Origin of the sequence: Sulfitobacter sp. EhC04 (assembly GCF_001650875.1) — a bacterium.
Lineage (GTDB): Bacteria > Pseudomonadota > Alphaproteobacteria > Rhodobacterales > Rhodobacteraceae > Sulfitobacter.
This window is the reverse complement of sequence record NZ_LXYI01000008.1, coordinates 36,744-58,842: the sequence shown is the minus strand read 5'-3', so window position 1 is coordinate 58,842 and position 22,099 is coordinate 36,744. Positions and strand designations below refer to the sequence as shown.

25 protein-coding genes are annotated in these 22,099 nt (G+C 61.4%); 12 read left to right on the top strand and 13 right to left on the bottom strand.

Translation table 11 applies throughout. The annotated features are described in order from the left end of the window. The first annotated feature begins 10 nt into the window (after nucleotides 1-10). Together smc and A8B82_RS03180 are read left to right on the top strand one after the other, a co-directional pair. On the top strand, nucleotides 11-3,466 hold the full coding sequence (smc, locus tag A8B82_RS03185; RefSeq protein ID WP_067288079.1) for a chromosome segregation protein SMC: 3,456 nt from the start codon (nucleotides 11-13) through the stop codon (nucleotides 3,464-3,466). 74 nt (nucleotides 3,467-3,540) lie between these two features. Continuing rightward, nucleotides 3,541-3,894: a hypothetical protein gene (locus A8B82_RS03180; protein WP_235604609.1), complete on the top strand. Its 354-nt coding sequence runs from the start codon at nucleotides 3,541-3,543 to the stop codon at nucleotides 3,892-3,894. 333 nt (nucleotides 3,895-4,227) lie between these two features. Here A8B82_RS03180 and A8B82_RS03175 read toward each other — a convergent pair whose 3' ends face one another. The 4 genes from A8B82_RS03175 to A8B82_RS03160 are packed head-to-tail and all read right to left on the bottom strand — an operon-like array spanning nucleotide 4,228 to nucleotide 7,694. Further along, the gene (locus A8B82_RS03175; RefSeq protein ID WP_067288077.1) at nucleotides 4,228-4,623 is read right to left on the bottom strand and encodes a rhodanese-like domain-containing protein; all 396 of its coding nucleotides are present in this window, start codon (nucleotides 4,621-4,623) and stop codon (nucleotides 4,228-4,230) included. An 18-nt stretch (nucleotides 4,624-4,641) separates the two neighbouring features. Next, a complete protein-coding gene (locus A8B82_RS03170) occupies nucleotides 4,642-5,814 on the bottom strand; it encodes a lytic murein transglycosylase (RefSeq protein WP_067288076.1) in 1,173 nt (390 codons plus the stop codon). Between the two features lie 9 nt (nucleotides 5,815-5,823). After that, entirely contained in the window at nucleotides 5,824-6,735 is a 912-nt protein-coding gene (cbiB, locus tag A8B82_RS03165; protein ID WP_082899110.1) for an adenosylcobinamide-phosphate synthase CbiB, read from the bottom strand. Further along, nucleotides 6,732-7,694: a threonine-phosphate decarboxylase gene (locus A8B82_RS03160; RefSeq protein WP_067288074.1), complete on the bottom strand. Its 963-nt coding sequence runs from the start codon at nucleotides 7,692-7,694 to the stop codon at nucleotides 6,732-6,734. The genes cbiB and A8B82_RS03160 overlap by 4 nt, the downstream gene beginning before the upstream one ends. Before the next feature lie 171 nt (nucleotides 7,695-7,865). Here A8B82_RS03160 and A8B82_RS03155 point away from each other — a divergent pair, with 171 nt between their 5' ends. Further along, nucleotides 7,866-8,237 carry a response regulator gene (locus A8B82_RS03155; RefSeq protein WP_067288073.1) on the top strand — a complete coding sequence of 124 codons (372 nt, stop codon included), beginning with the start codon at nucleotides 7,866-7,868 and terminating at the stop codon, nucleotides 8,235-8,237. Nucleotides 8,238-8,248: 11 nt separating this feature from the next. Here the strand turns inward: A8B82_RS03155 and A8B82_RS03150 are convergent, their stop codons facing one another. After that, the gene (locus tag A8B82_RS03150; protein WP_067288071.1) at nucleotides 8,249-9,223 is read right to left on the bottom strand and encodes a glutathione S-transferase family protein; all 975 of its coding nucleotides are present in this window, start codon (nucleotides 9,221-9,223) and stop codon (nucleotides 8,249-8,251) included. 174 nt (nucleotides 9,224-9,397) lie between these two features. Between A8B82_RS03150 and A8B82_RS03145 the strand changes: the two genes are divergently transcribed. Next, nucleotides 9,398-9,760: a hypothetical protein gene (locus A8B82_RS03145; RefSeq protein ID WP_067288069.1), complete on the top strand. Its 363-nt coding sequence runs from the start codon at nucleotides 9,398-9,400 to the stop codon at nucleotides 9,758-9,760. Nucleotides 9,761-9,766: 6 nt separating this feature from the next. Here A8B82_RS03145 and A8B82_RS03140 read toward each other — a convergent pair whose 3' ends face one another. Then, entirely contained in the window at nucleotides 9,767-10,936 is a 1,170-nt protein-coding gene (locus tag A8B82_RS03140) for a MalY/PatB family protein (RefSeq protein ID WP_067288068.1), read from the bottom strand. 97 nt (nucleotides 10,937-11,033) lie between these two features. Here A8B82_RS03140 and def (A8B82_RS03135) point away from each other — a divergent pair, with 97 nt between their 5' ends. From def (A8B82_RS03135) to A8B82_RS03115, 5 genes are read left to right on the top strand one after another with little or no spacing between them, the layout of a single operon-like run. After that, entirely contained in the window at nucleotides 11,034-11,552 is a 519-nt protein-coding gene (gene def / locus A8B82_RS03135) for a peptide deformylase (RefSeq protein ID WP_067288066.1), read from the top strand. Next, entirely contained in the window at nucleotides 11,549-12,046 is a 498-nt protein-coding gene (def, locus tag A8B82_RS03130; RefSeq protein ID WP_067288065.1) for a peptide deformylase, read from the top strand. The genes def (A8B82_RS03135) and def (A8B82_RS03130) overlap by 4 nt, the downstream gene beginning before the upstream one ends. Then, nucleotides 12,043-12,540, top strand: coding sequence for a peptide deformylase (def, locus tag A8B82_RS03125; protein WP_067288063.1), 498 nt, complete (start codon nucleotides 12,043-12,045; stop codon nucleotides 12,538-12,540). Before def (A8B82_RS03130) ends, def (A8B82_RS03125) begins: the two co-directional genes overlap by 4 nt. Before the next feature lie 36 nt (nucleotides 12,541-12,576). Continuing rightward, a complete protein-coding gene (fmt, locus tag A8B82_RS03120; protein WP_067288062.1) occupies nucleotides 12,577-13,491 on the top strand; it encodes a methionyl-tRNA formyltransferase in 915 nt (304 codons plus the stop codon). Between the two features lie 3 nt (nucleotides 13,492-13,494). Further along, nucleotides 13,495-13,731, top strand: a complete 237-nt coding sequence (locus A8B82_RS03115; RefSeq protein ID WP_067288060.1) for a hypothetical protein — start codon at nucleotides 13,495-13,497, stop codon at nucleotides 13,729-13,731. Between the two features lie 163 nt (nucleotides 13,732-13,894). Here the strand turns inward: A8B82_RS03115 and A8B82_RS03110 are convergent, their stop codons facing one another. The 7 genes from A8B82_RS03110 to A8B82_RS03080 form a co-directional block, all read right to left on the bottom strand. Beyond that, on the bottom strand, nucleotides 13,895-14,518 hold the full coding sequence (locus A8B82_RS03110; RefSeq protein WP_067288058.1) for a trimeric intracellular cation channel family protein: 624 nt from the start codon (nucleotides 14,516-14,518) through the stop codon (nucleotides 13,895-13,897). Further along, nucleotides 14,515-14,967, bottom strand: coding sequence for a ribonuclease HI (rnhA, locus tag A8B82_RS03105; RefSeq protein WP_067288057.1), 453 nt, complete (start codon nucleotides 14,965-14,967; stop codon nucleotides 14,515-14,517). Before rnhA ends, A8B82_RS03110 begins: the two co-directional genes overlap by 4 nt. Continuing rightward, nucleotides 14,960-15,553 carry a class I SAM-dependent methyltransferase gene (locus A8B82_RS03100; RefSeq protein WP_067288053.1) on the bottom strand — a complete coding sequence of 198 codons (594 nt, stop codon included), beginning with the start codon at nucleotides 15,551-15,553 and terminating at the stop codon, nucleotides 14,960-14,962. The genes rnhA and A8B82_RS03100 overlap by 8 nt, the downstream gene beginning before the upstream one ends. Then, nucleotides 15,550-16,002: a DUF3429 domain-containing protein gene (locus A8B82_RS03095; RefSeq protein WP_067288052.1), complete on the bottom strand. Its 453-nt coding sequence runs from the start codon at nucleotides 16,000-16,002 to the stop codon at nucleotides 15,550-15,552. Before A8B82_RS03095 ends, A8B82_RS03100 begins: the two co-directional genes overlap by 4 nt. Nucleotides 16,003-16,104: 102 nt before the next feature. Continuing rightward, entirely contained in the window at nucleotides 16,105-17,055 is a 951-nt protein-coding gene (gene ispH / locus A8B82_RS03090) for a 4-hydroxy-3-methylbut-2-enyl diphosphate reductase (protein WP_067288653.1), read from the bottom strand. A 66-nt stretch (nucleotides 17,056-17,121) separates the two neighbouring features. Further along, nucleotides 17,122-17,889 (bottom strand): helix-turn-helix transcriptional regulator, encoded by a 768-nt coding sequence (locus A8B82_RS03085; RefSeq protein ID WP_067288050.1) that lies wholly within the window; start codon nucleotides 17,887-17,889, stop codon nucleotides 17,122-17,124. 274 nt (nucleotides 17,890-18,163) lie between these two features. Beyond that, nucleotides 18,164-18,709, bottom strand: a complete 546-nt coding sequence (locus A8B82_RS03080) for a LabA-like NYN domain-containing protein (RefSeq protein WP_067288048.1) — start codon at nucleotides 18,707-18,709, stop codon at nucleotides 18,164-18,166. A gap of 129 nt (nucleotides 18,710-18,838) precedes the next feature. Between A8B82_RS03080 and folK the strand changes: the two genes are divergently transcribed. From folK to A8B82_RS03065, 3 genes are all read left to right on the top strand, one after another. Further along, a complete protein-coding gene (folK, locus tag A8B82_RS03075) occupies nucleotides 18,839-19,450 on the top strand; it encodes a 2-amino-4-hydroxy-6-hydroxymethyldihydropteridine diphosphokinase (RefSeq protein WP_082899109.1) in 612 nt (203 codons plus the stop codon). A gap of 72 nt (nucleotides 19,451-19,522) precedes the next feature. Then, on the top strand, nucleotides 19,523-19,876 hold the full coding sequence (gene rpoZ / locus A8B82_RS03070) for a DNA-directed RNA polymerase subunit omega (RefSeq protein WP_067288047.1): 354 nt from the start codon (nucleotides 19,523-19,525) through the stop codon (nucleotides 19,874-19,876). Between the two features lie 30 nt (nucleotides 19,877-19,906). Beyond that, entirely contained in the window at nucleotides 19,907-22,078 is a 2,172-nt protein-coding gene (locus tag A8B82_RS03065; protein WP_067288045.1) for a RelA/SpoT family protein, read from the top strand. The last annotated feature ends 21 nt before the right edge of the window (nucleotides 22,079-22,099 follow it).

Sequence of the window (22,099 nt, the reverse complement as noted above, 5' to 3'; positions counted from 1 at the left end):
GCCATTCTAGGTGCGCTTTTCCAAACTCAGGCTGACGGGCTTCAAGAGCTTTGTCGATCCAACGGATCTGATCATCGCCGATGGTCTGACCGGTGTGGTGGGTCCAAATGGCTGTGGCAAATCGAACCTGCTGGAAGCGCTGCGCTGGGTGATGGGGGAAAACCGCCCCACCGCCATGCGCGGCGGCGGCATGGAAGACGTGATTTTCGCGGGCGCTGCAACCCGGCCTGCCCGGAATTTTGCCGAAGTGGCCCTGCATATCGACAACACGGAGCGTCTGGCCCCGGCGGGTTTCAACGATCACGACGCGCTTGAGATTGTGCGCCGGATCACACGTGATGTGGGCAGCGCATACAAGGCGGGGGGCAAGGACGTGCGTGCGCGTGATGTGCAGATGCTTTTTGCCGATGCATCGACGGGCGCGCACAGCCCTGCGCTGGTGCGGCAAGGACAGATCAGCGAACTGATCAATGCCAAGCCGAAGAATCGTCGCCGGATCCTGGAGGAAGCCGCCGGTATTTCCGGGCTGTATCAGCGGCGGCACGAGGCGGAGCTGAAGCTGAATGGCGCAGAGGCGAACCTGGCGCGGGTCGATGACGTGATCGAACAACTGGCCACGCAGCTTGCGCAGCTTGCGCGGCAGGCCCGGCAGGCGGCGCGCTATCGCGAGATCGGCGATCAACTCCGCCGGACCGAGGGGATGCTGCTGTATCGCCGTTGGCGTGAAGCGGATGATGCCCGCGCGAAGGCGGAAGATGACCTGCGGGGCCGTGTGACGGCGGCGGCACAGGCGCAAGGGATGGTTCAGCAGGCCATCAAGGCACGCAGCGCAGCGGAAGAGGCCTTGCCGCCCCTGCGTGAGGAAGAAGCCATTGCCGCCGCAGTTCTGCAACGTCTGGTGGTCCAGCGCGATACGCTGGCGGATCAGGAAGCCCGCGCGCAGACCGCGATCGAGACCTTGACGAACCGGATCACCCAACTGGCGCGGGACATCGAGCGTGAGGGCGGATTGAATCGCGACGCGGGCGAAACCATTGAGCGGCTGGAATGGGAGCAGCGTGAGCTGGCAAAGGCAAGCGAGGGGCACGAGGCGGCGCTTGAAACCGCATCGGAAGCCGCGCATGAGGCCGCAACCGTGCTTCAGGCCCGCGAGGGGGACCTGTCGCAATTGACAGAAGACGTGGCCCGTCTGGCCGCGCGGCACGGATCGGCGGAGCGACTGCTTGAGGACAGCCGCAAGACGCAGGAAAAATCGGAAGCCGAGGCGCTGAAGGCACAGGAGGCGGTCACCCAAAGCCGCGCGGCACTGGCCAAGGCCGCAACGGATTTCGATGCGGCCAAGGTGGCCGAGACCCAGGCGGTGGCGGCGGCGGCATCGGCGGATGAGGCGTTGCTTAATGCCGAAGAAGCACGCGCCGAAACGCAGGGCCGCGAGGCCGACGCGCGGGCGGAACGCTCCGAAGCCGAAGGGGAGATGAACGCGCTCAGGGCCGAAACCGGCGCGTTGGCAAAGCTGTTGGAGCGTGACACGGCGGAAGGGGGCCAGGTACTGGACCGTTTGCAGGTCGAGCATGGCTTTGAAAAGGCCTTGGGCGCGGCGCTGGCTGACGATCTGCGCGCGCCGGAGGTCGACAGCGATGGCCCGTCGGGCTGGGCGATCCTGCCTGCCTATGACACGGATCAACCCTTGCCCGCAGGGGTCACGCCGTTGACACAGCATGTGTCGGTCCCGGATGTGCTGGCCCGACGCATGGGGCAGATTGGGCTGGTGGACCCGGATGATGGTCCGGCGTTGCAGGCGGCACTGCTGCCGGGGCAGCGGCTGGTGTCTCCCGAGGGGGACTTGTGGCGCTGGGACGGGTATCGCGCTTGGGCGGAGGATGCGCCATCTGCTGCGGCGCTTCGGTTGCAGCAGTTGAACCGCCTGGAGATTTTGAAACAATCACTGGAACAGGCCAGCCAGCGGGCCGAGGGCGCAAGGGCTGCCCATGAGACCCTGACCCGCCTGATGGTAGAGCAGACGGAGGCGGACAAGCAGGCCCGCGAAGCCCGCAGGCAGGCGGATCGCATGGTTGCCGATGCCGGTCGCGCGTTGAGCCGGTCCGAGGCGGATCGTAACCTTGCCGAAGGGCGGCTCGAAAGCCTTGGACTGGCCGTCAAGCGCCACGAGGACGAGGCGATGGCCGCCCGTAGCCGGGTGCTGGAGGCCGAGCGCGCGCTGGCGGAACTTGGCGATCTGGCGCAGGCCCGCGCAGCCGTGGACGACATCCGCATGACTGTTGAGGCGGCCCGCATCACCATGATGTCGCGCCGTTCCGCACATGACGAGCTGCGCCGCGAGGGCGAGGCCCGGTTGAAGCGGTCCCAAGAGGTCGTCAAGGAGTTGAGCGGCTGGAAACACCGTCTGGAGACCGCGGAAAAGCGAACAGCGGAACTGGTGGAGCGCAAGACGGCCTCCGAAGCCGAATTGAAGGATGCCAGCGCCGCACCGGCGGAACTGGCCGCCAAACGTGAAGAATTGAGCGCCGAGATCGCCAATGCCGAAGCACGGCGCGGCGCGGCGGCCGATGCGCTGTCAAAGGCGGAAAGCGCCCTGCGCGAGGCTGCGGTGGCAGAGCGCGAGGCGGAGCGCGATGCATCCGAAGCACGCGAGGCCCGCGCAGGCTCGGAAGCGCGCGCGGAAGCGGCAAGGGAAAGCGTGGCCACAGCGGCAGAGCGGATTGCCGAGGACAGCCAGTTGACCCCGAACCAACTGCTGACGCGTCTGGACACCAACCCGGACCAGATGCCCGGTGCCGATGCGCTGGAAGCTGACGTCAACCGGCTGAAACGCCAGCGCGACGCGCTGGGGGCAGTGAACCTGCGCGCTGAAGAAGATGCAAAGGACGTACAGCAAGAGCACGATTCACTGATCACAGAAAAGAACGACCTTGAAGAGGCAATCAAGACCCTGCGCGCGGGCATTGCCAGTCTGAACCGGGAGGGGCGGGAGCGCCTGCTGACGGCCTTCGAGCAGGTGAACTCCAATTTCTCCATGCTGTTCAGACATCTTTTCGGCGGCGGAGAGGCCAGCCTGGTAATGGTGGAATCCGACGACCCGCTGGAAGCCGGGCTTGAGATCATGTGCCAGCCGCCGGGCAAGAAGCTGAGCACGCTGAGCCTGCTCAGCGGGGGCGAGCAGACGCTGACGGCAATGGCGCTGATCTTTGCCGTGTTCCTGGCAAATCCGGCACCGATCTGCGTGCTGGACGAAGTCGACGCGCCACTGGACGATGCCAACGTCACGCGGTTCTGCGACCTGCTGGACGAGATGTGCCGCCAGACGGATACGCGTTTTCTGATCATTACCCACCATGCGGTCATCATGGCGCGCATGGACCGGCTGTTTGGCGTCACCATGGCCGAACAGGGGGTCAGTCAGCTGGTCTCTGTCGATCTGAAAAAGGCCGAAACGCTGGTGGCCTGAGAAACTGTGCCGCAGATAACATCGACGTCAGATGGGCGATGGTGTTTTGACGCGGGACAGGTGTTGCGTTAACCATGTCCATGCGTTTCTTGATACCACTTCTGTTTGTCGCGGCACCTGCGACTGCCGATCCATATGCTGTTCTGGCGGGGGATGCCGTTCTGCCCGCTTCCGAAGTACATGCGCTTATCGACGGGCAGACGCTGACCTATCATGACGATGGCCAGTCCCGCTATTTTGTTGGCGGTGCCTACAGTTATTCCTATGCGGGCGGGGCAACGGCCTATGGCGTCTATGACATCGGTGCCGATGGAACCGTCTGTGTCACCTTCCACAATGGGCGCAATCGGTGTGACCGCTTTGCGCGGCGGGATGGCGGTTTTGTTTTGCTGACGCAGAAGGGCGACCGCTTTCCGGTGCGCCGATGATGGTTAACCGTTCCTGAACATTCTGCCCGCACCATGCCTCGGCCGCGATTCATCGCGGCGGAAGGCGGTGATGAGGCTGGAAGAGCATTCGTTTCGAAAATGGATGGTCCTGATTGGTGTGGCAACGCTGATCGTCGCGATCATCCGACTCTGGCTCGGGGTTTGATACCCTGAAAAAGAGTGACCCCGCAGAGTTGACGCTCTGCGAGGTCTGTAGTTCAGGTGAAGAAGCTGGACTACAACTTCGTTTCGATCATCAGAATATAAGTCAAACCTAAACAAAAAACAAACAGGCGTCTTGTCTGGCGGTATCCGCTCAGGCTCTGATCACGATCAACGGTCGCCCTTCTTTTCAACAGGGCCACCGGCCTTTTCCCAACCGCCGAAACCGTCCCGCAGGTGGGCTGCATCAAAACCCATCTCTTGCAAGGTGGCGACGGATATGGCGGATCGCCAGCCCGAGGCGCAATGGAAGACGAACTTCTTGTCCTGCGCAAAGACCTCCTTGAAATAGGGGCTGTCGGGATCGACCCAGAATTCCAGCATACCGCGCGGGCAATGAAATGCGCCGGGGATGAAACCGCTGCGGTCGCGTTCGCGCGGGTCGCGCAGATCGACGAATTGGACATCAGGGTCTTTCAGCATGGCGATTGCCGCCTCGCTGTCGATTTCCTCGATCTTCGCGCGGGCATCGGCAACCATCTGGGCGGAGGTTTTCTTGAGAGGCATGTGGATTCTCCTTTGGGGTCAAAGCTGCGACAGCAATTCGGGGGTCGGCCAACCGTCGACTGTCAGACCCAACCGCGTCTGTTCGGCGCGCACGGCGGCGCGCGTGGCGGCGCCAAGGATGCCGTCAATGCCGCCGACATCATGACCGCGAGCTTCCAGTTTGGTTTGCAGGGCCTTCATCTGGGTGCCGTCCAGCCCGGTCCGGGGGGCTCCTGCGTCAAAGACCTGTGCGCCTTGCAGTCTTGTGGCGAAATAGGCAGCGGTCATCACGTAGGTAAAGCTTTGGTTCCAGTCGAAATAGACCCGGAAATTCGGATAGGCCAGGAAGGCCGGCCCGTCCTTGCCCTGTGGCAGCAGGACCGATCCCGTCAGCCCATCGGCCAGCGGGCCGTTGCGAGGTTTTACGCCCAGCGACAGCCACTCGGACACGGGTTTTGTCGTCTCCAGACCGGTCTGGGACCAGTCGAAATCAGATGGCATGGTGACTTCGGCAAGCCAGGGTTCGCCCGCGCGCCAGCCGAGATCTTGGAGCATCTTGGCCCCGGACAGCAGCGCATCGGGGGCGGATGTCTTGAGCGAGACGACACCGTCGCCGTCACCGTCCACGCCGTTTTCCAGGATATCGCGGGGCAACATCTGGACCATGCCGATCTCTCCGGCCCATGCGCCTGTGGTCCGGCGTGGATCGAACCCGCCCTGGGCAAAAAGCGTCACGGCGGCAAGCGCCTGGGGGCGGAACAATTCAGGGCGGCGGCAATCATGTGCCAGGGTGACCAGCGCATCGGCGGTGTTGAAATCCCCCTGGAATGCGCCGTAATCAGTTTCGAACGCCCAGAAAGCCAGCAACACACCGCGATCAACGCCATAATCGGTCTCCACCCTGTCAAAGACCGCATCGTATTTCTGGGCGTTGGCACGGCCCCGGCGAAGGCGATCTTCGGAAATCAGGCGGCGGGCGAAATCCACGAAAGGGATCTGAAAGACGCCCTGCTTGCGGTCCGCGGCCAGAACCGCCGGATCCTGCCGGATGCCGTCAAAGAAGGCGTCAGCCGTCGCGGGTTCTATGCCATTTGAAATGGCCTCGGTCTTCAGGTCTGAAACGAAACTTGAGAAATTTCCGCCGCAGGACGTGTCTGCAAGGCCAGTCTGGGCCAGACATGTCAGGGCAAGTGTACAAAGAAGCTGGCGCATGAATATCCTTCAGGACGAAATCAGTATCACTATCGCACACAGGCCCAGCATTACGCCCCAGGCGTGCCACAACCGGCGGATCGCCGCGTCCACGTCAGCGGCAGCCAGGGTGCGCCGTCCGGCGGGATGGACCCATGCAAAGTTCTGCATCGCGCCATCATATGCCCGTGGCCCGGCCAATGCCACACCAAGCGCGCGGGCCATGGCAGCTTCCGGCCAGCCGGCATTCGGGGACCGGTGCAGGCGGGCATCGCTGGCGATTGCGTGCCAGTCCGTGATCACGCCGGAGGGCAGGGCGATCAGCAATGCGGTCAGGCGCGCCGGGATCAGGTTCAGCAGGTCGTCAAGCCGTGCAGAGGCCCAGCCAAACTGTTCATGGCGTGGGGTGCGATAGCCGATCATGCTGTCAGCGGTGTTGACCACTTTGTAGACCAGGATGCCCGGAAGCCCGCCGATCAGAAACCAGAAGGCCGGGGCAATGACCCCGTCGCTGAGGTTTTCGGAGGCGCTTTCGATGGCGGAGCGGGCCACGGCGGAAGGGGACATATCGGCGGTATCGCGGCTGACGATCATCGCAACCGCGCGTCGGCCTGCGGGCAGGGACAGCCGCAAGCCGTCGGCAACCGCGCCCGTGTGCGCGACAAGCGAGCGTTGCGCCAGCAGGATCGCTGCCACCAGCACCTCGATAACCGGTCCCAACTGGCTGAGGATCAGACCCGCTACTGCCGCTGCGACCACAAGCCCGGCGATGGCTGCCAGGCCTTTTGCCCGGCGCATCTGGCCATGATTCAGCCTGTTGTCGCACCATCCGATTGCGCGACCCATCAAGACAGCGGGATGCGGCAAACGCCGCCAGAGCCATTCAGGCTCCCCCAAGGCTGCGTCCAGAAGCATCGCAAGGCAAAGCAGAAGGGCGGTCATGACAGCGCCTGCTCAAGCCGATGCCAGCCATCCGGCGCGGGCAGACCCAGCCGGAGCCAGCGGGCGTTGTAAGGGAATACCCGGCTCCAAATTTGATGGCCCGCCAGCCGGGTCTGCCAGTCGGCGGCACTGGCCACATCGTAAAGCCGGAACAGCGTGGTGCCGCCGATGGCATCTGCCCCGGCGTCGATCATCAGGTGATCCAGCCGTGCCGCATCTACTTGCAACCGGGTGCGTGTTTCGTCGGCCCAGGCTTGGTCCTCAAGGGCAAGCGCGCCGATCCGCAGCGCCGGACCTGATACCGCCCAGGGCCCAAGCCCGGCAGATAAGTGTCGAATAAGTGCGGGATCGCCAATGACAAAGCCCAGTCGCAGACCTGCCAGCCCCCAAAATTTGCCAAAGCTCTTGAGGATCAGCGTGCCGGGCCGGGTTGCCTGATCCATCAGCGTTGCCTCTGGTGTGACGTCACAAAAGCTTTCGTCGATGATGCGCAATTCGCCGTCCAGGTCGCCAGCCTGCCAGATGCGCCCGTCGGGGTTGTTTGGATTGACCAGCACACAGGCGCTGCCGGCCTGCGCGCCCACTTGCCAGCCTGCGGCGGCGAAACCGGCGGCATGTTCATTGTAGGTGGGTTCGGGGATGCGGACCCGGTTCGCTGCTGCAAGCAGGGGAATGCGTGCGATGGCTGCCGACGCACCTGGAACTGCGCAGACCGCTGCATCCTTCGGCACCTTCCAAAAGCGCCGGGCCGCGGTCTCTAGCCGGAGGCGGGCGTTTTCGTCTGGCAGGTCGGTCCAGGCCGAGGCGGGCAAATCCGGCACATCATAGGGCAGGGGGTTGATCCCGGTTGACAGGTCCAGCCAACTGTCGCGCGCCCCGCCAAAACGCCGGGCGGCCGCGTCCACGCCGCCACCATGATCACGCTTTGCGGATTTTGGCGCTACTTGATCTACTGACATTTTGGCCTAAACTTTCCCCACTCTGCGTTGTCAAAGCCGAAAAAATCGCGATCTTCAAGGACAGTCTGAATCGTTAATCAATTTCTCCGCGTATTAACCATTTATTAACTTATAGGGCAGACCACCGTCACAACGATCAAGGTGCGCCCGGCTGCCGGACAAGGAAACCAGATGAAAGTGCTGATCGTCGAAAGCTGTACGAAGCTGGGTCAGCTTTGGAAGCGGCATCTTGAACGGCATGGTATGGACGTGGTTCTGCACCATACGCAGGACGATGCGGTCAGCTATCTGTCAGAGAATGAGCCCCAGATCATCATCCTGAACCTTGTGCTGACGGACGGAGGTGCGCTGGCGGTCGCTGATTTCGCGAACTACAGGATGCCGAAAGCACAGGTGATTTTTGTCTCCAACACCTCGTTCTTTTCGGATGGGTCGATTTTTGCCCATGTCGCAAATGCGCGCGCCCTTATCCCCATGGGCACGGAGCCGGAAGACCTTGCCGCAATGGTGCAGCATTACGGCAGCGAAGTAGACAGCGCCTGACCCGCCCCTGATCAGCCGCGTCCGTGTGGCGCGTCAAAGTCCGGCTGCGGGTTGATCGGGATGATCCGGTAGGGATTTATCGTTTCATGGCTGTAGTGATAGTGGCGCACGATGTGATCGAAGTTCACCGTATCCGCCACGCCGGGCCATTGATACAACTCGCGGGTGTAGGCCCAGAGGTTCGGATAATCGACGACGCGCCTGCGGTTGCACTTGAAATGTGTGTGGTAAACCTTGTCAAAACGCAGCAGCGTCGGCAGCAGACGCCAGTCTGCCTCTGTCACCTGACCCCCTGTCAGATAGCGGTGCGTCGACAGGATATCCTCTAGCCAGTCCAGGGTGTCGAACAGGGGATACACCGCCTCTTCATAGGCATCCTGAGTGGTGGCGAAACCTGACCTGTAAACGCCATTGTTGAAGGTGTCATAGATACGGGCGTTCAGGTCCCCGATCCTGTCTTGCAGCGGCTTGGGGTAATAATCGTCGGTATTGCCGGTGATCCCGTTGAAGGCGCTGTTGAACATGCGGATGATCTCTGCGCTTTCGTTGGAGACAATTGTGCCTTGGGATTTGTCCCACAGGATCGGCACTGTCACGCGGCCACTGAATTTCGGGTCGGCACGAAGATAGATGTCACGCGCGTAGGGCAGATCGAACAGCGTATCGCCTGTTGCATCGGGAAAACCGGTATCGAAAGTCCAGCCCTCGCCCAGCATATCGGGGTGAACGACGGAAATGCCGATGTGATCTGCCAGGCCCTTGATCTGGCGAAAGATCAAGGTGCGGTGCGCCCAGGGGCAGGCAAAGCTGACATAGAGGTGATAACGCCCCGATTCGGCTGCAAAGCCGCCGTCGCCGGATGGTCCAGGGGTGCCGTCAGGTGTGATCCAATTGCGAAACTGCGCGGCGGAGCGTTCGAATTTTCCGCCTGTCTTGCTGGTGTCATATCCTTTGTCGTGCCAAACGCCGTCAACCAGAAGGCCCATGTTGTTCTCCTCTTATCATTCCAGACCATATTTAGAGCGGTTGGACCTATCCGCACAGGAAACTTCCCGCGCAGCGCCTCTGCGGTTCCGCACAGATGACCCGTGTAATGAAATATTCACTTGATTTTGTTTGGCTTTCGCCCAGTTTGACTGATCAATAGGGTGGGGGATTTAATGGAAACGGTCTTTTCGAAAGAGGTTCAAGCGGGGCTTGATGCGGCCCGAATGGCTGGCCTGAAACGCGCCTCCCGGTTGCGGATCGACGTGGGCGGCGTGACCTATCCGGTTTTGCGGATGTGGAAGTCCGGTTTTGCCGTGGACGCGCAGGATGCGCCAAAGCTGCGCGGGCTGGTCGATATTTTCGACGGGGCCAAGCATTTGTTCCAATGCCTGATTGTCGCCACGGACGAGGTTGTTCCGGGCGAGATGCGGTATGAGTTCAAGCGCGCCACTCCTGTGGCGGATCATGCCGCGCTCGACTTTGAAAGGGCGGAAAACGCGCCCGCCGGGCTGATTGCCGACAGGCGCAGGGGCTGAACGCCGCTATTGCAGGTCGCTGAAGGCCTCCGTCAGGCGGTTGCAGGCTTCCTCTACGCGGGCGCGGGGTGTGGCGATGTTGAACCGCATGAATGTCTCGCCCCCTTTGCCGAATGTCTCGCCGTGGTTCACCGCGATGCCGGCATCTTCCTGAACCCGTTTGATTGCTTCGCCTATCGGCATTCCGGTGTCTTCGAAATTCACCCAGGACAGATAGGTTGCTTCCAGCTTCATCGACGACAGGCCGGGAATGGCGTCAATCGCCGCGTCGAACACCTGGCGGTTGCCCTCCAGATAGGTGACCAGCTCATCCACCCAGGCGGCCCCTTCGGGTGAATATGCGGCTGTGGCCATGAACAGACCGAATGAGTTGGGGGACAGACCCATTGCCATCATCCGCGCGCCGAATTTTGCGCGCAGCTTGTCGTCTTCGATAATCACATTGCCGACATGTGCCCCCGCAATGCTGAATGTCTTGGTGGAGGCGGTCATCATGATCAGCCGGTCGCTGATCCCCTCAATCAGCGCCATCGGCGTGTGGGTGTTGCCGGGCATCACAAGGTCGTGGTGAATTTCGTCCGAGACGATGATCAGGTCGTGCCGTTTCGCGAAATCGGCGACACCTTGAAGTTCCGCACGGGTCCAGACGCGCCCGCCGGGGTTGTGCGGTGAACACAGGACCAGCATCTTTTCGTTGCCGGTCATTTGCGCATCCCAGCGGTCGAAATCCATCTCGTAGCGGCCAGCGTTGTTGGTCATCTCGCATTCGACCACCTCGCGCCCCGCCGCGCTGATCACACGCGCAAAGGCATGATAGACTGGCGTAAACAGGATGACGCCCTCGCCCGGCGCGGTAAAGGCATCGACACACATTGCGGTGCCGTTCACCAGACCATGGGTGGTGAATATCCATGACGGATCGACCGTCCAGCCGTGGCGATTTTCCATCCACCACTGAATCGCCGCGAGGTATTTGCTGTCATCGCCGAAATAACCGAAAAAGCCGTGATCGACCTGCGCCTGCAGGGCATCGCGCACCACCTGGGGCGGCTGGAAATCCATATCGGCAACCCACATGGCGATCCCGGTGTCGCGCGGCACGCCATAAATGGCTTCCATCTTGTCCCATTTGGCGCAATGGGTGCCACGGCGGTCGATGATCTCGTCAAAACTCATGAAGCGCTCCTTTAAACTTGGAGTGCAAGCTATCCTCAAATCCCGCGGCTGCAAGCCCCCGGTTGCAGAGGTGCAGGTGTTGCCCTAAATCGTGGCCATGAAACGCACAATCCTTTTGCACCCCGACCCGCGCCTGAAAAAGGCCGCAGCGCCCGTGGACGACCTGTCCGACGAACTGCGCGCGCTGGCCGATGACATGCTGAAAACCATGTACGACGCACCGGGCATCGGCCTTGCAGCACCGCAGATCGGCGTGTCTAGCCGGTTGATCGTGCTGGATTGCGTCAAGGAGGAAGGTGAACCGCCCCGCCCGCTGGTCATGTTCAACCCTGAAGTCATCGCCTCCTCTGACCGGCTGAACACCTATGAAGAAGGATGTCTGTCGATTCCGGATCAATTTGCCGACGTGACCCGCCCGGCCGAGGTGGAGGTGCGCTGGATCGACCGGGACGGGAACGAGCGGACAGAAACCTTTGACAAGCTGTGGGCGACCTGCGTGCAGCACGAAATCGACCATCTGGATGGCAAGCTGTTCATCGACTACCTCAAGCCGCTGAAACGACAGATGATCACGCGCAAGATGGTCAAGCTGAAGCGCGAACTGGCGCGGACATGAGCATCCTGCCGATCCTGAAGTGGCCCGACGCCCGCCTGACAGAGACCTGCGCGCCGGTTGCCGGGATCACGCCGGAGATCGAGATGCTGGCCGCCGACATGCTGGAAACAATGTATGCCGCACCGGGCCGGGGATTGGCCGGGCCGCAGGTGGGGGCGATGCTGCGCCTCTTCGTGATGGATGTCGGCTGGAAAGAGGGCAAGCCCGACCCGCTGGTCTGCATCAACCCGATGTTGCAGGAAGTCGGAGAGGACCGCGCCGACAATGAGGAGGGCTGTCTGAGCATTCCCGGCGTGACTGCGATTGTGAACCGCCCCAGCCGCGTTCAGATGGTCTGGACCGGGCTGAACGGGGGCCGGTTTGTCCAGAGTTTTGAAGGCTTCGCCGCCGTCTGCGCGCAGCATGAACTGGATCATCTGGACGGCGTGGTGACCTTTGATCATCTGGACCACGATACAAGGGCGGCGCTTTTGGCCGAATATGAGGGCCTATGACGCTGCGCAAATGCATTCCATGGCCGGACAAGCGCCTGCGCATCCCTGCGGAACAGGTTCCCGAAATCACGGATGAGATCCGCGCGATCTGGGACGACATGATCGAGACGATGGATGCCATGCCCGGTGTCGGTCTGGCCGCGCCACAGATTGGCGTGATGTTGCAGCTTGCCGTGGTCGATGCCTCCAGCGACCGCAAGAAACGCATTCGAATGGCCAATCCACAGGTGCTGGAAGCCTCGGTGAAGATGAACGCGCACGAGGAAGCCTCGCCCAACCTGCCTGGGGTCTCTGCCAAGATCAGCCGCCCGCGTGCGGTCAGCGTGCGCTATATGGACGAGACCGGTGTGATCAAGCGTGGCGAGTTCGTTGGGCTTGAGGCGACATCGGTTCAACACCAGATCGACCACCTGGCCGGGCGGATGTATTTCGACAACCTGAGCAAGGTCAAACGCGATATGCTGCTGCGGCGCGCGAAGAAACTGAACAGCTAGGGGGGGGCCATTCGCGCCCCCCGTCGGGAGACATTGATGCGTATCGTTTTCATGGGCACACCCGAATTCTCCGTCCCGGTGCTGGAAAGCCTGGTGGCCGCCGGGCATGATATCGTCGCCGTCTATTGCCAGCCGCCCCGACCTGCCGGGCGCGGCAAGAAGGACAGGCCGACGCCGGTCCATCAGCGGGCGGAGGCCATGGGCCTGCAGGTTCGGCACCCGGTTTCGCTGAAATCCGAGGCGGCGCAGGCCGCGTTCGCTGACCTGAACGCGGATGTGGCGGTGGTGGTGGCTTATGGTCTGATCCTGCCGCAGGCGATCCTGGATGCACCCGCCCAGGGCTGCCTGAACATTCACGCCAGTCTCTTGCCCCGTTGGCGGGGTGCGGCTCCGATTCACCGGGCGATCATTGCGGGAGACGCGCAGACCGGCGTCTGCATCATGCAGATGGAGGCCGGACTGGACACCGGGCCGGTGTTGCTGCGCCGGGCCGTGGATATTGCGGCGGAGGAAACCACTGCGGAACTGCATGATCGGCTGAGCGATCTGGGCGCGCATGCGGTTGTCGAGGCGTTGGCACGTCTGGATACCCTGGTGCCAGAACCACAGCCGGAGGCAGGCGTGACCTATGCCGCCAAGATCGACAAGGCCGAGGCGCGAATCGACTGGACCCGGCCAGCGGTCGAGGTCGACCGCCTGATCCGGGGGCTGTCGCCCTTTCCGGGTGCGTGGTTTGAATACGAAGGCACGCGCATCAAGGTGCTGGGGTCGCGGCTGGCGGATGGAAGCGGGCAACCGGGAACCATCTTGACCAACAGTCTGCATATCGCCTGCGGGTCAGGGGCGGTTGCATTGACGCGTCTGCAAAAGGCGGGCAAGGCTGCACAGAACGCGGATGTGTTTCAAAGCGGCGCACAGATTGCGCCCGGCACCCTGTTGGGGGAAGGTTGAGCGATGTTTCTGGCACTTTTCGGCACCGTGGTGATTGCAGGGATCGTCGGCTATGTCTCTGAAAAATCGGGATGGACCCACAACGGCATATTGCAGAGCATCATCATCTGCATCGGTGGCGCCTTCCTGTTCTATTTTGTGCGGATCATGTTTGGAGTCGGGTTTGCCAGTCCGGGCATGAATGCGATCGTCTCGTCGATCGGGGCGCTGATCATCGTGCCGTTTCACTGGCGCAGGTAGCTGGATGGCCCTGCGGGCCATTGCCTCCGGCGGGGAATATTTACAGCGTCCCGCCTTTAACATGATACACTCCGTATCGCCGATGTCCCGAGAGCGCGAAGCGCGGCAGGGTATCGGCGATTCAAGTTTAAGGCGGGGCGCTTTAAGGCCAAAAAGAGCAGGGTCAGGACTTTGGCGGGGTGCTCTTGTAGACAGGCAGGTGCCAGCCGAAGGCAAGGGAGCCGGCGCGCAGGACCCAGGTGATCACGGCGCAGGCCAGCAGTGTGATCAGCAGGTCGTACCCGTAGTGACGCGACAGTGCTGCGGCTGCGGAGCCGGCAAAGGCGGCGGTCACGTAGAGCTCTCCCTGTTTCAGGACCACAGGCACATCGCCCACAACCACATCGCGCATCAGCCCGCCCATGCAGCCGGTAATCATGCCCATCAGCACCACGATGACGGCGGATTGATCCAGCGCCAGCGCCACCCCCGCGCCAGCAGCGACAGCAATGGCCAGTGCGACACTGTCGAGCCAGATCAGCGCGCGCCTCCGGCTTTCCAGCAGGTGCGCCGTGAAAAAGACCACCAGCGCCGCGCCTGAGGCCACCGCGAGATAGGTGGGATTTCCGATCCAGAAGATCGGGTTGCGGTCCAGCAACAGGTCGCGAATGGTGCCGCCGCCCAGGGCCGTCAGACAGGCGATGAAGGCAAAGCCCACCAGGTCCAGTTGGGCGCGGCTGGCCACCAGCGCACCGGTGATCGCAAAGACCAGGACCGATCCGTAATCCAGAACCGCGAGCAGGGTCATTTCTTGAACGGGGCCATGCCCGCACGCGCCAGCGCATCTGCGCGCTCGTTCTCGGGGTGGCCGGCATGGCCCTTGACCCATTCCCAGGTCACCCGGTGGCGGGCATTGGCGGCGTCCAGACGTTGCCAGAGTTCGGCGTTCTTGACAGGTTTCCTGGCGGCGTTCTTCCAGCCGTTCTTTTTCCAGCCGTGGATCCAGCCGGTGATGCCGTTCTTGACGTAGTTGCTGTCGGTGACGATGGTGATTTCAGTGTCCCGCTCCAGCGCCTCCAGCGCGTGGATCGCGGCCAGCAGTTCCATGCGGTTGTTGGTGGTGGCCGCTTCGCCGCCTTTGAGTTCGCGTTCCTTGATCACCTGATCGCCGTCGCGCGCCTGCATCAGCGCACCCCATCCGCCGGGACCGGGATTTCCCGAACAGGCACCATCGGTATATGCAAAAAGTTTAGCCATTTGTGTGGATCACGATCCAGCCGTCATACTGCCCGGACAGGCCCTTGCCATAGCCGGTCCAGTGCTGTTCCGGTGAGAACCCAGCAGTTTGGAGCAGTTTTTCCAGTTCTTCGCGGCTGTAGTATTCATAATGTCTCCCAAGGTCGTCACGCCCGCCGCCGGTGCCGGTCTTCATGCCGATGAAAAACGTTCCGCCGGGCTTGAGCGCATCGCGCAGGCGGGTCAGGTGGCCCGGCAGCGCATCGCGCGGGGCGTGGAGCAGGGAAAAGCTGGCCCAGATGCCGTCGTAGGCATCCTGTTCGGTCACGTCCTCAAAGAACCCGTGGCGCGCGGTCACCCCCGCGATCAGGCCAGCGCGGCGCGCCATTTCCGGGCTGGCATCGAGCGCTGTCACCCGCAGGCCTTCGCCAGCCAGCAGACGCGCGTAATTGCCAGGGCCGCAGCCCAGATCCAGCACTACGCCGCCTTTCGGGCATGCCGCCACGAAGGAGCGCCAAATCGGATCGGCAGCAGCTTCGTTATGCATCATGCGCTCATAATCGTCTGCCTGAGCGTCGTACACAGCGAGGGTTTGAGGATCGCTCATGCCCAGATTCCGATGGCGATGCAGATCAGGACCACGACAGTCAACTGGATGCGCAGGGCCAGCCACCAGGGTGGCGTCAATTCCCACCGGTCAAAGGCGATTTCGATCAGGAGCAGCGCCGCAAGGCCGATGGCGAGGTTGATCAGCGCGGTTTCGGCCGTGGTGCCAGGCATGAAGAACCACCACAACGCAGGCAAGACGGAGGCAACATAGGCGGCGAAAGCCTGCATGCCTTGCGCCCCCGCGGCAAAGGCCCAGAGCGTGCCTGCCATGAAGGGCAGGATGATCCCGCCGTAGCGGACCATCAGCAGGCGGCCATCCCCGGCCAGTACGGCAGGCAGGTTCCAGTCAGCCGCCGAGGTCAGCCCCAGGGACAGCAGGGCCGCCCAGAGGAATGGGATCAGACCTGCGAGGGCCAGCAACAGGGCAGGGGCGGGTATGCGGTTCATCAGGTTTCAGATCCCGTTTCAGGCGGTTCGAGAGCAAGGCGTCCTTAGCAATCCGATGGCCGGTGCGCCAGTGCTGGCTGACGAAACCGTAAGAGCAACCTGTCAACTTGCTTGGCGCAATATCCGGGGAACCTTGAATTCCACGTTTTCCTGCGCTGTCTCGACCAGCGTTTGAGTGACGTCAAAACGGGCGCTGAAGGCGTCTACCACTTCGTTGATCAGCACTTCGGGCGCGGAAGCCCCGGCAGTTATGCCGATGCTGGTGATCCCCTCAAGCGCGCGCCAGTCGATGTCATCGGCGCGCTGGACCAGTTGGGCATAGGTGCAACCGGCGCGCGCGCCGACCTCCACCAGCCGCTTTGAGTTGGACGAGTTCGGAGCGCCGACAACAAGGATGGCGTCGCATTTCGGGGCCATCGCCTTGACCGCTTCCTGGCGGTTGGTTGTGGCGTAACAGATGTCTTCCTTGTGCGGCCCGACGATGGCAGGAAAGCGGGCCTTCAGCGCGGCGACGATATCTGCGGTGTCATCTACGCTGAGCGTGGTCTGGGTGACATAGGCCAGACGATCTGCATCCCGGACTTCAATCGTCGCGACATCGTCCGGTGTTTCCACCAGCAGGACCTCGCCTTCGGGCAACTGACCCATTGTGCCCACCGTCTCCGGATGGCCCGCGTGGCCGATCATGATCATCTGCAATCCGTTGTCGGCATGGCGCTGCGCCTCGATATGGACCTTGCTGACCAGGGGGCAGGTGGCATCGACATAGATCATGTTGCGGGCCTGGGCAGCACTGGGCACGGATTTCGGCACGCCATGGGCCGAAAAGATCACCGGGCGGTCATCGGGGCATTCGGCCAGTTCCTCGACAAAGACCGCGCCCTTGTCGCGCAGGCCGTCAACGACGAATTTGTTATGCACGATTTCGTGACGCACGAAGACGGGCGCACCCCATTTCTCCAGCGCCATTTCGACGATCTTGATTGCACGGTCCACGCCTGCGCAAAAACCGCGCGGGGCGGCAAGGTAGAGCGTGAGGGCGGGTTTTGTCATCGGGGTCTCCTGCGGCATGGGTCAGACTTAGGCATTCATGCGCCGCAGGTCCAGAGACCTGCCGGGTCAGGGGGCGGTATCGCCCTGGTAAATCAGCGCCGCAACCTGCGCCCGGTTGTTGACGCCCAGCTTGCGATAAGCGGATTTTGCGTAATCCGACACGGTATGCACGGAGATGGTGCAGAGTTCTGCAGCTTCCTGTCTGCTGCGGCCCTGCGCCAGAAGGTAGACAATTTCCCGCTCGCGGGGGCTGAGCATTTCGAAGGTTTCCGGGAGTTCGGGCGCGATCATCCGCTTTGAAAACGCCCCGTTTGGCAGAACCGAAGACACAGGCGTGATGTTCTGGGTCGTCAATTCTTCGAGCCTGCGGTGGACCAGCAGACAGAACAACCTGATTTCCTCGGCACGAGGAAACACTTTTTCCATGAAGCTGGTCTTGTCCCGGCCCGTGCCGACGATGAAACCACCAAAGCGGTCAGACCCCCTGAGCCGCATGGGTATCCCCAGACAGGACCGCATCCCGGCCTCTGCCGCGCTTTTGATAAAGCTGCGCTCGGCCTCCGTTACGTAAGGATGGGCGTCAATGAATTCCGAGCCAAGCGGAAGGATGTGATATGAGTCGCAAGCATAACGCAAGAAGGGGTCTTTTTCCGGCGGGCGCTGGGCGTAGACTTCGGGGGCGGTGCATCGCAGGAAAGGTGCCGTAAAATCGGATGCGACGGTAAGGTAGATCGCGTGATCGAAACCGGCGCTCGCCAATGTTGCGACTGCCGCGTCCCAAAGGGTGTCGGCATCGTCAATCCGTTCAAGCGTCGCCGCTCTGTTCACCAACATGGTTACCTCCCCCCCTTTTCGGGGGATCGCACTTATTTCTCAGTAGTGTAGGAAGACGGAGGGGGGCACGGAAGCCCGTGATGTATAGTATCCCTGCAAAATTTAAGAATTTTTGCACGCCGGAGGCTTTCAAAGTCTTCGGCGTGCTATTGCGGGTTGAATTCTGCAGGGCTTAGAGCGTCCGGCCTTGAACATGAATCACTGGTTCGCTGCCTTCGCCTGCGGCTCAACGCGAAAAGTGATGTGCGATGCCTCAGGTTAGGGGCCGGACGCTTTAGTCTGGAGAGTTGTCGCGGGGCGGGCGACCGATGACATCGCGCAAATCTTCCAATTCGATGAAATTGTCGGCCTGACGGCGCAGGTCGTCAGAGATCATCGGCGGTTGACTGCGGATGGTGGAGACGACCGAGACCCGGACCCCCTGCCGCTGCAGGCTTTCGACCAATGGCCGGAAATCGCCGTCACCGGAAAAGATGACGATGTGGTCCACACGCGGTGCAAGCTCCATCGCATCCACGGCCAGTTCGATGTCCATGTTGCCCTTCACCTTCCGGCGGCCCATGCTGTCGGTGTATTCCTTGGCCGGTTTGGTGACCATCGAAAAGCCGTTGTAGTTCAGCCAGTCGACCAGCGGACGGATCGGCGAGTATTCGTCGTTCTCCAGAAGCGCCGTATAATAGAATGCACGCAGCAGTTTGCCGCGCCTCATGAACTCGGCTCTCAGCAGCTTGTAGTCGATGTCAAAGCCGAGTGTTTTTGCCGCCGCGTAGAGGTTCGAACCATCTATGAACAGCGCAAGACGCTCATCCTTGTAAAACATTCTGGTTTCCTTTCGGCGAGGTAGTCGCCATGCAATCAAATTTGGTCTAACGTGCTTTGTGGCTCAAAATTCAACTATGACCAGAAAATCGCGCGATTAGATAACGCGCATAACTAAGGATTTTTGGCCATGCTTCAAGCCACGAGTAAAGGGGAAAAAGGCGGTCGTCCGCTCATTCCTGGTCAAATCGCATTGCTGGCCCTGGGAGCAAACCTCAAGTCAGCCGTCGGTTCACCCGAACAAACACTCTTGGCGGCGGTTGCCGCACTTGAATCACAGGGCGTAGTGATTCGCCTCGTCTCTGCATTTTACCTTACCCCGGCATTTCCTGCCGGGGCAGGCCCCGATTACGTGAATGCGGCTGCACAGGTCGAATTTGAGGGGAAAGCAGAAGACTTTCTTGACCTGCTGCACAAAATCGAGGCTGCGATGGGCCGAAAGCGTGAGGCGCGATGGGGGCAAAGGACGCTGGATATTGATCTGCTGGCCGTCGGCGACCAGGTGCTGCCGGATCAGGCGACCTACCTCCGCTGGCGCACGTTGCCCCTTGATCAACAGGCACAGCAGGCCCCTGACCAACTGGTCCTGCCGCACCCCCGCCTGCAAGATCGGGCTTTTGTTCTGGTCCCGCTTGCGGAAATTGCGCCGGACTGGATTCATCCGGTGCTTCAGAAATCCGTAAAAGACCTGTTGGCGGACCTGTTCCAGGCAGATGTCGCCGCGGTCAAACGAATCGAATAGCCGCTTGTAAATCAGCGCGAACAGGCCTAGGTAAGCCTCTTCTTACCGCCTCTTTCAGATGGGAGCACCTCAATGGCCCGCGTTACCGTAGAAGATTGTGTCGACAAGGTTCCGAATCGTTTTGAACTTGTCATGCTTGCCGCCCACCGTGCGCGCGAAATCTCTGCTGGTTCCGCCGTTACTGTGGACCGCGACAATGACAAGAACCCGGTCGTATCCCTGCGCGAAATCGCCGAGGAAACCCAGGGTGCTGATGATCTGCGCGAGCGTCTGATCGAAAGCAACCAGAACCAGATCGAAGTCGACGAGCCCGAGGATGACGCAATGGCGCTTCTGATGGGGCAGGAGCAGGACAAGCCCGAAGAAGACAGCATGTCCGAAGAAATGCTGCTGCGTCAGCTGATGGCGGCACAGGGGCAGGGGTAACCCCGGCAACGGGCGCATGGGGCGGATGGCATGGACAGCGCCGAAACAACTGCCGATGATCTGATTCGCCTGGCCAAAGCCTACAACCCAAAATCGAACGAGAATCTGATCCGCGCCGCGTTTGAGTTTGGCGCGGAAATGCACGAGGGGCAGTTCCGCCACTCGGGGCAGCCGTATTTCACGCATCCGGTCGCGGTCGCGGCCATTCTGACCGAACAGCGGCTTGACGATGCAACGCTGATCACGGCACTTCTGCACGACACGATCGAGGACACCAAGGCATCCTATGCCGATGTCGAAAAGCGGTTCGGCCGGGAAGTGGCGGAACTGGTCGATGGCGTGACCAAGCTGACCAACCTGCAGCTGAACTCCTCCGAAACCAAGCAGGCCGAAAACTTTCGCAAGCTCTTCATGGCAATGTCGAAAGACTTGCGTGTCATCCTCGTCAAACTGGCCGACCGCCTGCACAACATGCGCACGATCAAGGCGATGCGTTCTGACAAGCAGGGGCAGAAGGCGCGCGAAACCATGGATATCTACGCACCGCTCGCGGGCCGTATGGGTATGCAGTGGATGCGCGAAGAGCTGGAGGATCTGGCCTTCCGGGTGCTCAACCCCGAAGGGCGCGCAAGCATCATTCGCCGCTTTATCACTCTGCAGCGTGAGACCGGCGATGTAATCCAGCGGATCACCGGCGACATGCGGACCGAACTGGCCAAAGCCAAGATCGAGGCAGAAGTTTTTGGCCGCGCCAAGAAGCCCTATTCCGTCTGGCGCAAGATGGAAGAGAAAGAGCAGAGCTTTGGCCGGCTGTCCGACATCTACGGATTCCGGGTGATCGTGGAAAATGAAGAGGATTGTTATCGTGCGCTGGGCGCGATCCACCAGCGCTGGCGCGCGGTGCCGGGGCGGTTCAAGGACTACATCAGCCAACCGAAGTCCAACGGATACCGCAGCATCCACACCACCGTTTCCGGTCGTGACGGCAAACGGGTTGAGGTCCAGATCAGAACCGACCAGATGCACGACGTGGCTGAAACAGGCGTGGCGGCGCATTGGTCCTACCGCGACGGGGTGCGGTCGAGAAACCCTTTTGCTGTGGACCCGGCCAAGTGGATTTCGCAACTGACAGAGCAGTTCGACGCAGAGGAAAATCACGAGGATTTCCTCGAAGCGGTCAAGCTGGAGATGTATGCGGACAAGGTGTTCTGCTTTACCCCGAAGGGGGACGTGGTGAAGTTGCCGCGTGGGGCCACGCCGATTGATTTCGCCTATGCAATCCACACAAGGATCGGCAATGCCGTCGTCGGGGCCAAGGTGGATCACATGCGCGTGCCGCTCTGGACCCGGATCAAGAACGGGCAATCGGTCGAGATCATCACCGCGCAAGGCCAGACCCCGCAGGTGACATGGCTGGACATCGCTACCACTGGCAAGGCCAAGACGGCCATCCGGCGCTCGCTGAGGGAAGTCGACCGCGAAAGGTTCATCAAACTGGGCCAGGAACTGGCGCGCTCTGCCTTTGCCCATGTGGGCAAGCGGGTGACCGAGAAAGTGCTGCGCACAGCGGCAAAGAACATGCGCCTCGACAGCGCCGAAGAAGTCCTGGCGCGGCTGGGCAGTTCAGAGCTGTCGGGCCGCGAAGTTGTGCGTGCGGTTTACGCCGATCTTGCCCCGCGCGAGGGCGATCACATCGACAAGGCCCGCGCGGTGGTCGGTCTGGAACCGGGACAATCCTTTGACCGTGCCCCGTGCTGCAACCCGCTCCCCGGTGAGCGGATCATCGGCATCATGTTCCGTGGCCGGGGCGTTACGGTCCATGCGATTGATTGCGACCGCCTGCCAGCCTACGAGGACCAGCCGGACAGATGGCTGGATCTGCGCTGGCACGACGGCAACCACCCGGCGGTCTACGAAGCGGTGCTGGATGTCACTCTGGGCAATGGCGCGGGGGCGTTGGGCCGCATATGTACATTGATCGGTGAAGCCGCCGCCAATATTTCCGACCTGACATTTCTTGAGCGCAGACCTGACTTTTATCGTTTGTTGATCTATGTGGAATTAAGAGACATCGCGCATCTGCATTCACTGATGCTGACGCTGGAGGCGGAAAGCGAAGTAGCGCAAATCAGCCGCTACAGGAACAAGAATCTGCCCGAAAAAGCGGATACGCATGCATCGCTCAAACGCCCGGACAATTGAGCGGTCACAAAGAAACTGGAA

What these genes read in the sequence shown, in the direction of transcription:
- A8B82_RS03115 (WP_067288060.1), top strand. Translation starts at nt 13,495, where the DNA reads ATGTTTCTGGCACTTTTCGGCACCGTGGTGATTGCAGGGATCGTCGGC.
- ispH (WP_067288653.1), bottom strand. Translation starts at nt 17,055, where the DNA reads ATGACAAAACCCGCCCTCACGCTCTACCTTGCCGCCCCGCGCGGTTTT.
- def (WP_067288066.1), top strand. Translation starts at nt 11,034, where the DNA reads ATGAAACGCACAATCCTTTTGCACCCCGACCCGCGCCTGAAAAAGGCC.
- A8B82_RS03150 (WP_067288071.1), bottom strand. Translation starts at nt 9,223, where the DNA reads ATGGGCCTTCTGGTTGACGGCGTTTGGCACGACAAAGGATATGACACC.
- A8B82_RS03160 (WP_067288074.1), bottom strand. Translation starts at nt 7,694, where the DNA reads ATGTCAGTAGATCAAGTAGCGCCAAAATCCGCAAAGCGTGATCATGGT.
- A8B82_RS03155 (WP_067288073.1), top strand. Translation starts at nt 7,866, where the DNA reads ATGAAAGTGCTGATCGTCGAAAGCTGTACGAAGCTGGGTCAGCTTTGG.
- rpoZ (WP_067288047.1), top strand. Translation starts at nt 19,523, where the DNA reads ATGGCCCGCGTTACCGTAGAAGATTGTGTCGACAAGGTTCCGAATCGT.
- A8B82_RS03180 (WP_235604609.1), top strand. Translation starts at nt 3,541, where the DNA reads ATGTCCATGCGTTTCTTGATACCACTTCTGTTTGTCGCGGCACCTGCG.
- A8B82_RS03175 (WP_067288077.1), bottom strand. Translation starts at nt 4,623, where the DNA reads ATGCCTCTCAAGAAAACCTCCGCCCAGATGGTTGCCGATGCCCGCGCG.
- A8B82_RS03110 (WP_067288058.1), bottom strand. Translation starts at nt 14,518, where the DNA reads ATGACCCTGCTCGCGGTTCTGGATTACGGATCGGTCCTGGTCTTTGCG.
- A8B82_RS03140 (WP_067288068.1), bottom strand. Translation starts at nt 10,936, where the DNA reads ATGAGTTTTGACGAGATCATCGACCGCCGTGGCACCCATTGCGCCAAA.
- A8B82_RS03085 (WP_067288050.1), bottom strand. Translation starts at nt 17,889, where the DNA reads ATGTTGGTGAACAGAGCGGCGACGCTTGAACGGATTGACGATGCCGAC.
- fmt (WP_067288062.1), top strand. Translation starts at nt 12,577, where the DNA reads ATGCGTATCGTTTTCATGGGCACACCCGAATTCTCCGTCCCGGTGCTG.
- A8B82_RS03080 (WP_067288048.1), bottom strand. Translation starts at nt 18,709, where the DNA reads ATGTTTTACAAGGATGAGCGTCTTGCGCTGTTCATAGATGGTTCGAAC.
- A8B82_RS03095 (WP_067288052.1), bottom strand. Translation starts at nt 16,002, where the DNA reads ATGAACCGCATACCCGCCCCTGCCCTGTTGCTGGCCCTCGCAGGTCTG.
- A8B82_RS03100 (WP_067288053.1), bottom strand. Translation starts at nt 15,553, where the DNA reads ATGAGCGATCCTCAAACCCTCGCTGTGTACGACGCTCAGGCAGACGAT.
- A8B82_RS03065 (WP_067288045.1), top strand. Translation starts at nt 19,907, where the DNA reads ATGGACAGCGCCGAAACAACTGCCGATGATCTGATTCGCCTGGCCAAA.
- folK (WP_082899109.1), top strand. Translation starts at nt 18,839, where the DNA reads ATGCTTCAAGCCACGAGTAAAGGGGAAAAAGGCGGTCGTCCGCTCATT.
- A8B82_RS03170 (WP_067288076.1), bottom strand. Translation starts at nt 5,814, where the DNA reads ATGCGCCAGCTTCTTTGTACACTTGCCCTGACATGTCTGGCCCAGACT.
- A8B82_RS03145 (WP_067288069.1), top strand. Translation starts at nt 9,398, where the DNA reads ATGGAAACGGTCTTTTCGAAAGAGGTTCAAGCGGGGCTTGATGCGGCC.
- rnhA (WP_067288057.1), bottom strand. Translation starts at nt 14,967, where the DNA reads ATGGCTAAACTTTTTGCATATACCGATGGTGCCTGTTCGGGAAATCCC.
- def (WP_067288063.1), top strand. Translation starts at nt 12,043, where the DNA reads ATGACGCTGCGCAAATGCATTCCATGGCCGGACAAGCGCCTGCGCATC.
- cbiB (WP_082899110.1), bottom strand. Translation starts at nt 6,735, where the DNA reads ATGACCGCCCTTCTGCTTTGCCTTGCGATGCTTCTGGACGCAGCCTTG.
- def (WP_067288065.1), top strand. Translation starts at nt 11,549, where the DNA reads ATGAGCATCCTGCCGATCCTGAAGTGGCCCGACGCCCGCCTGACAGAG.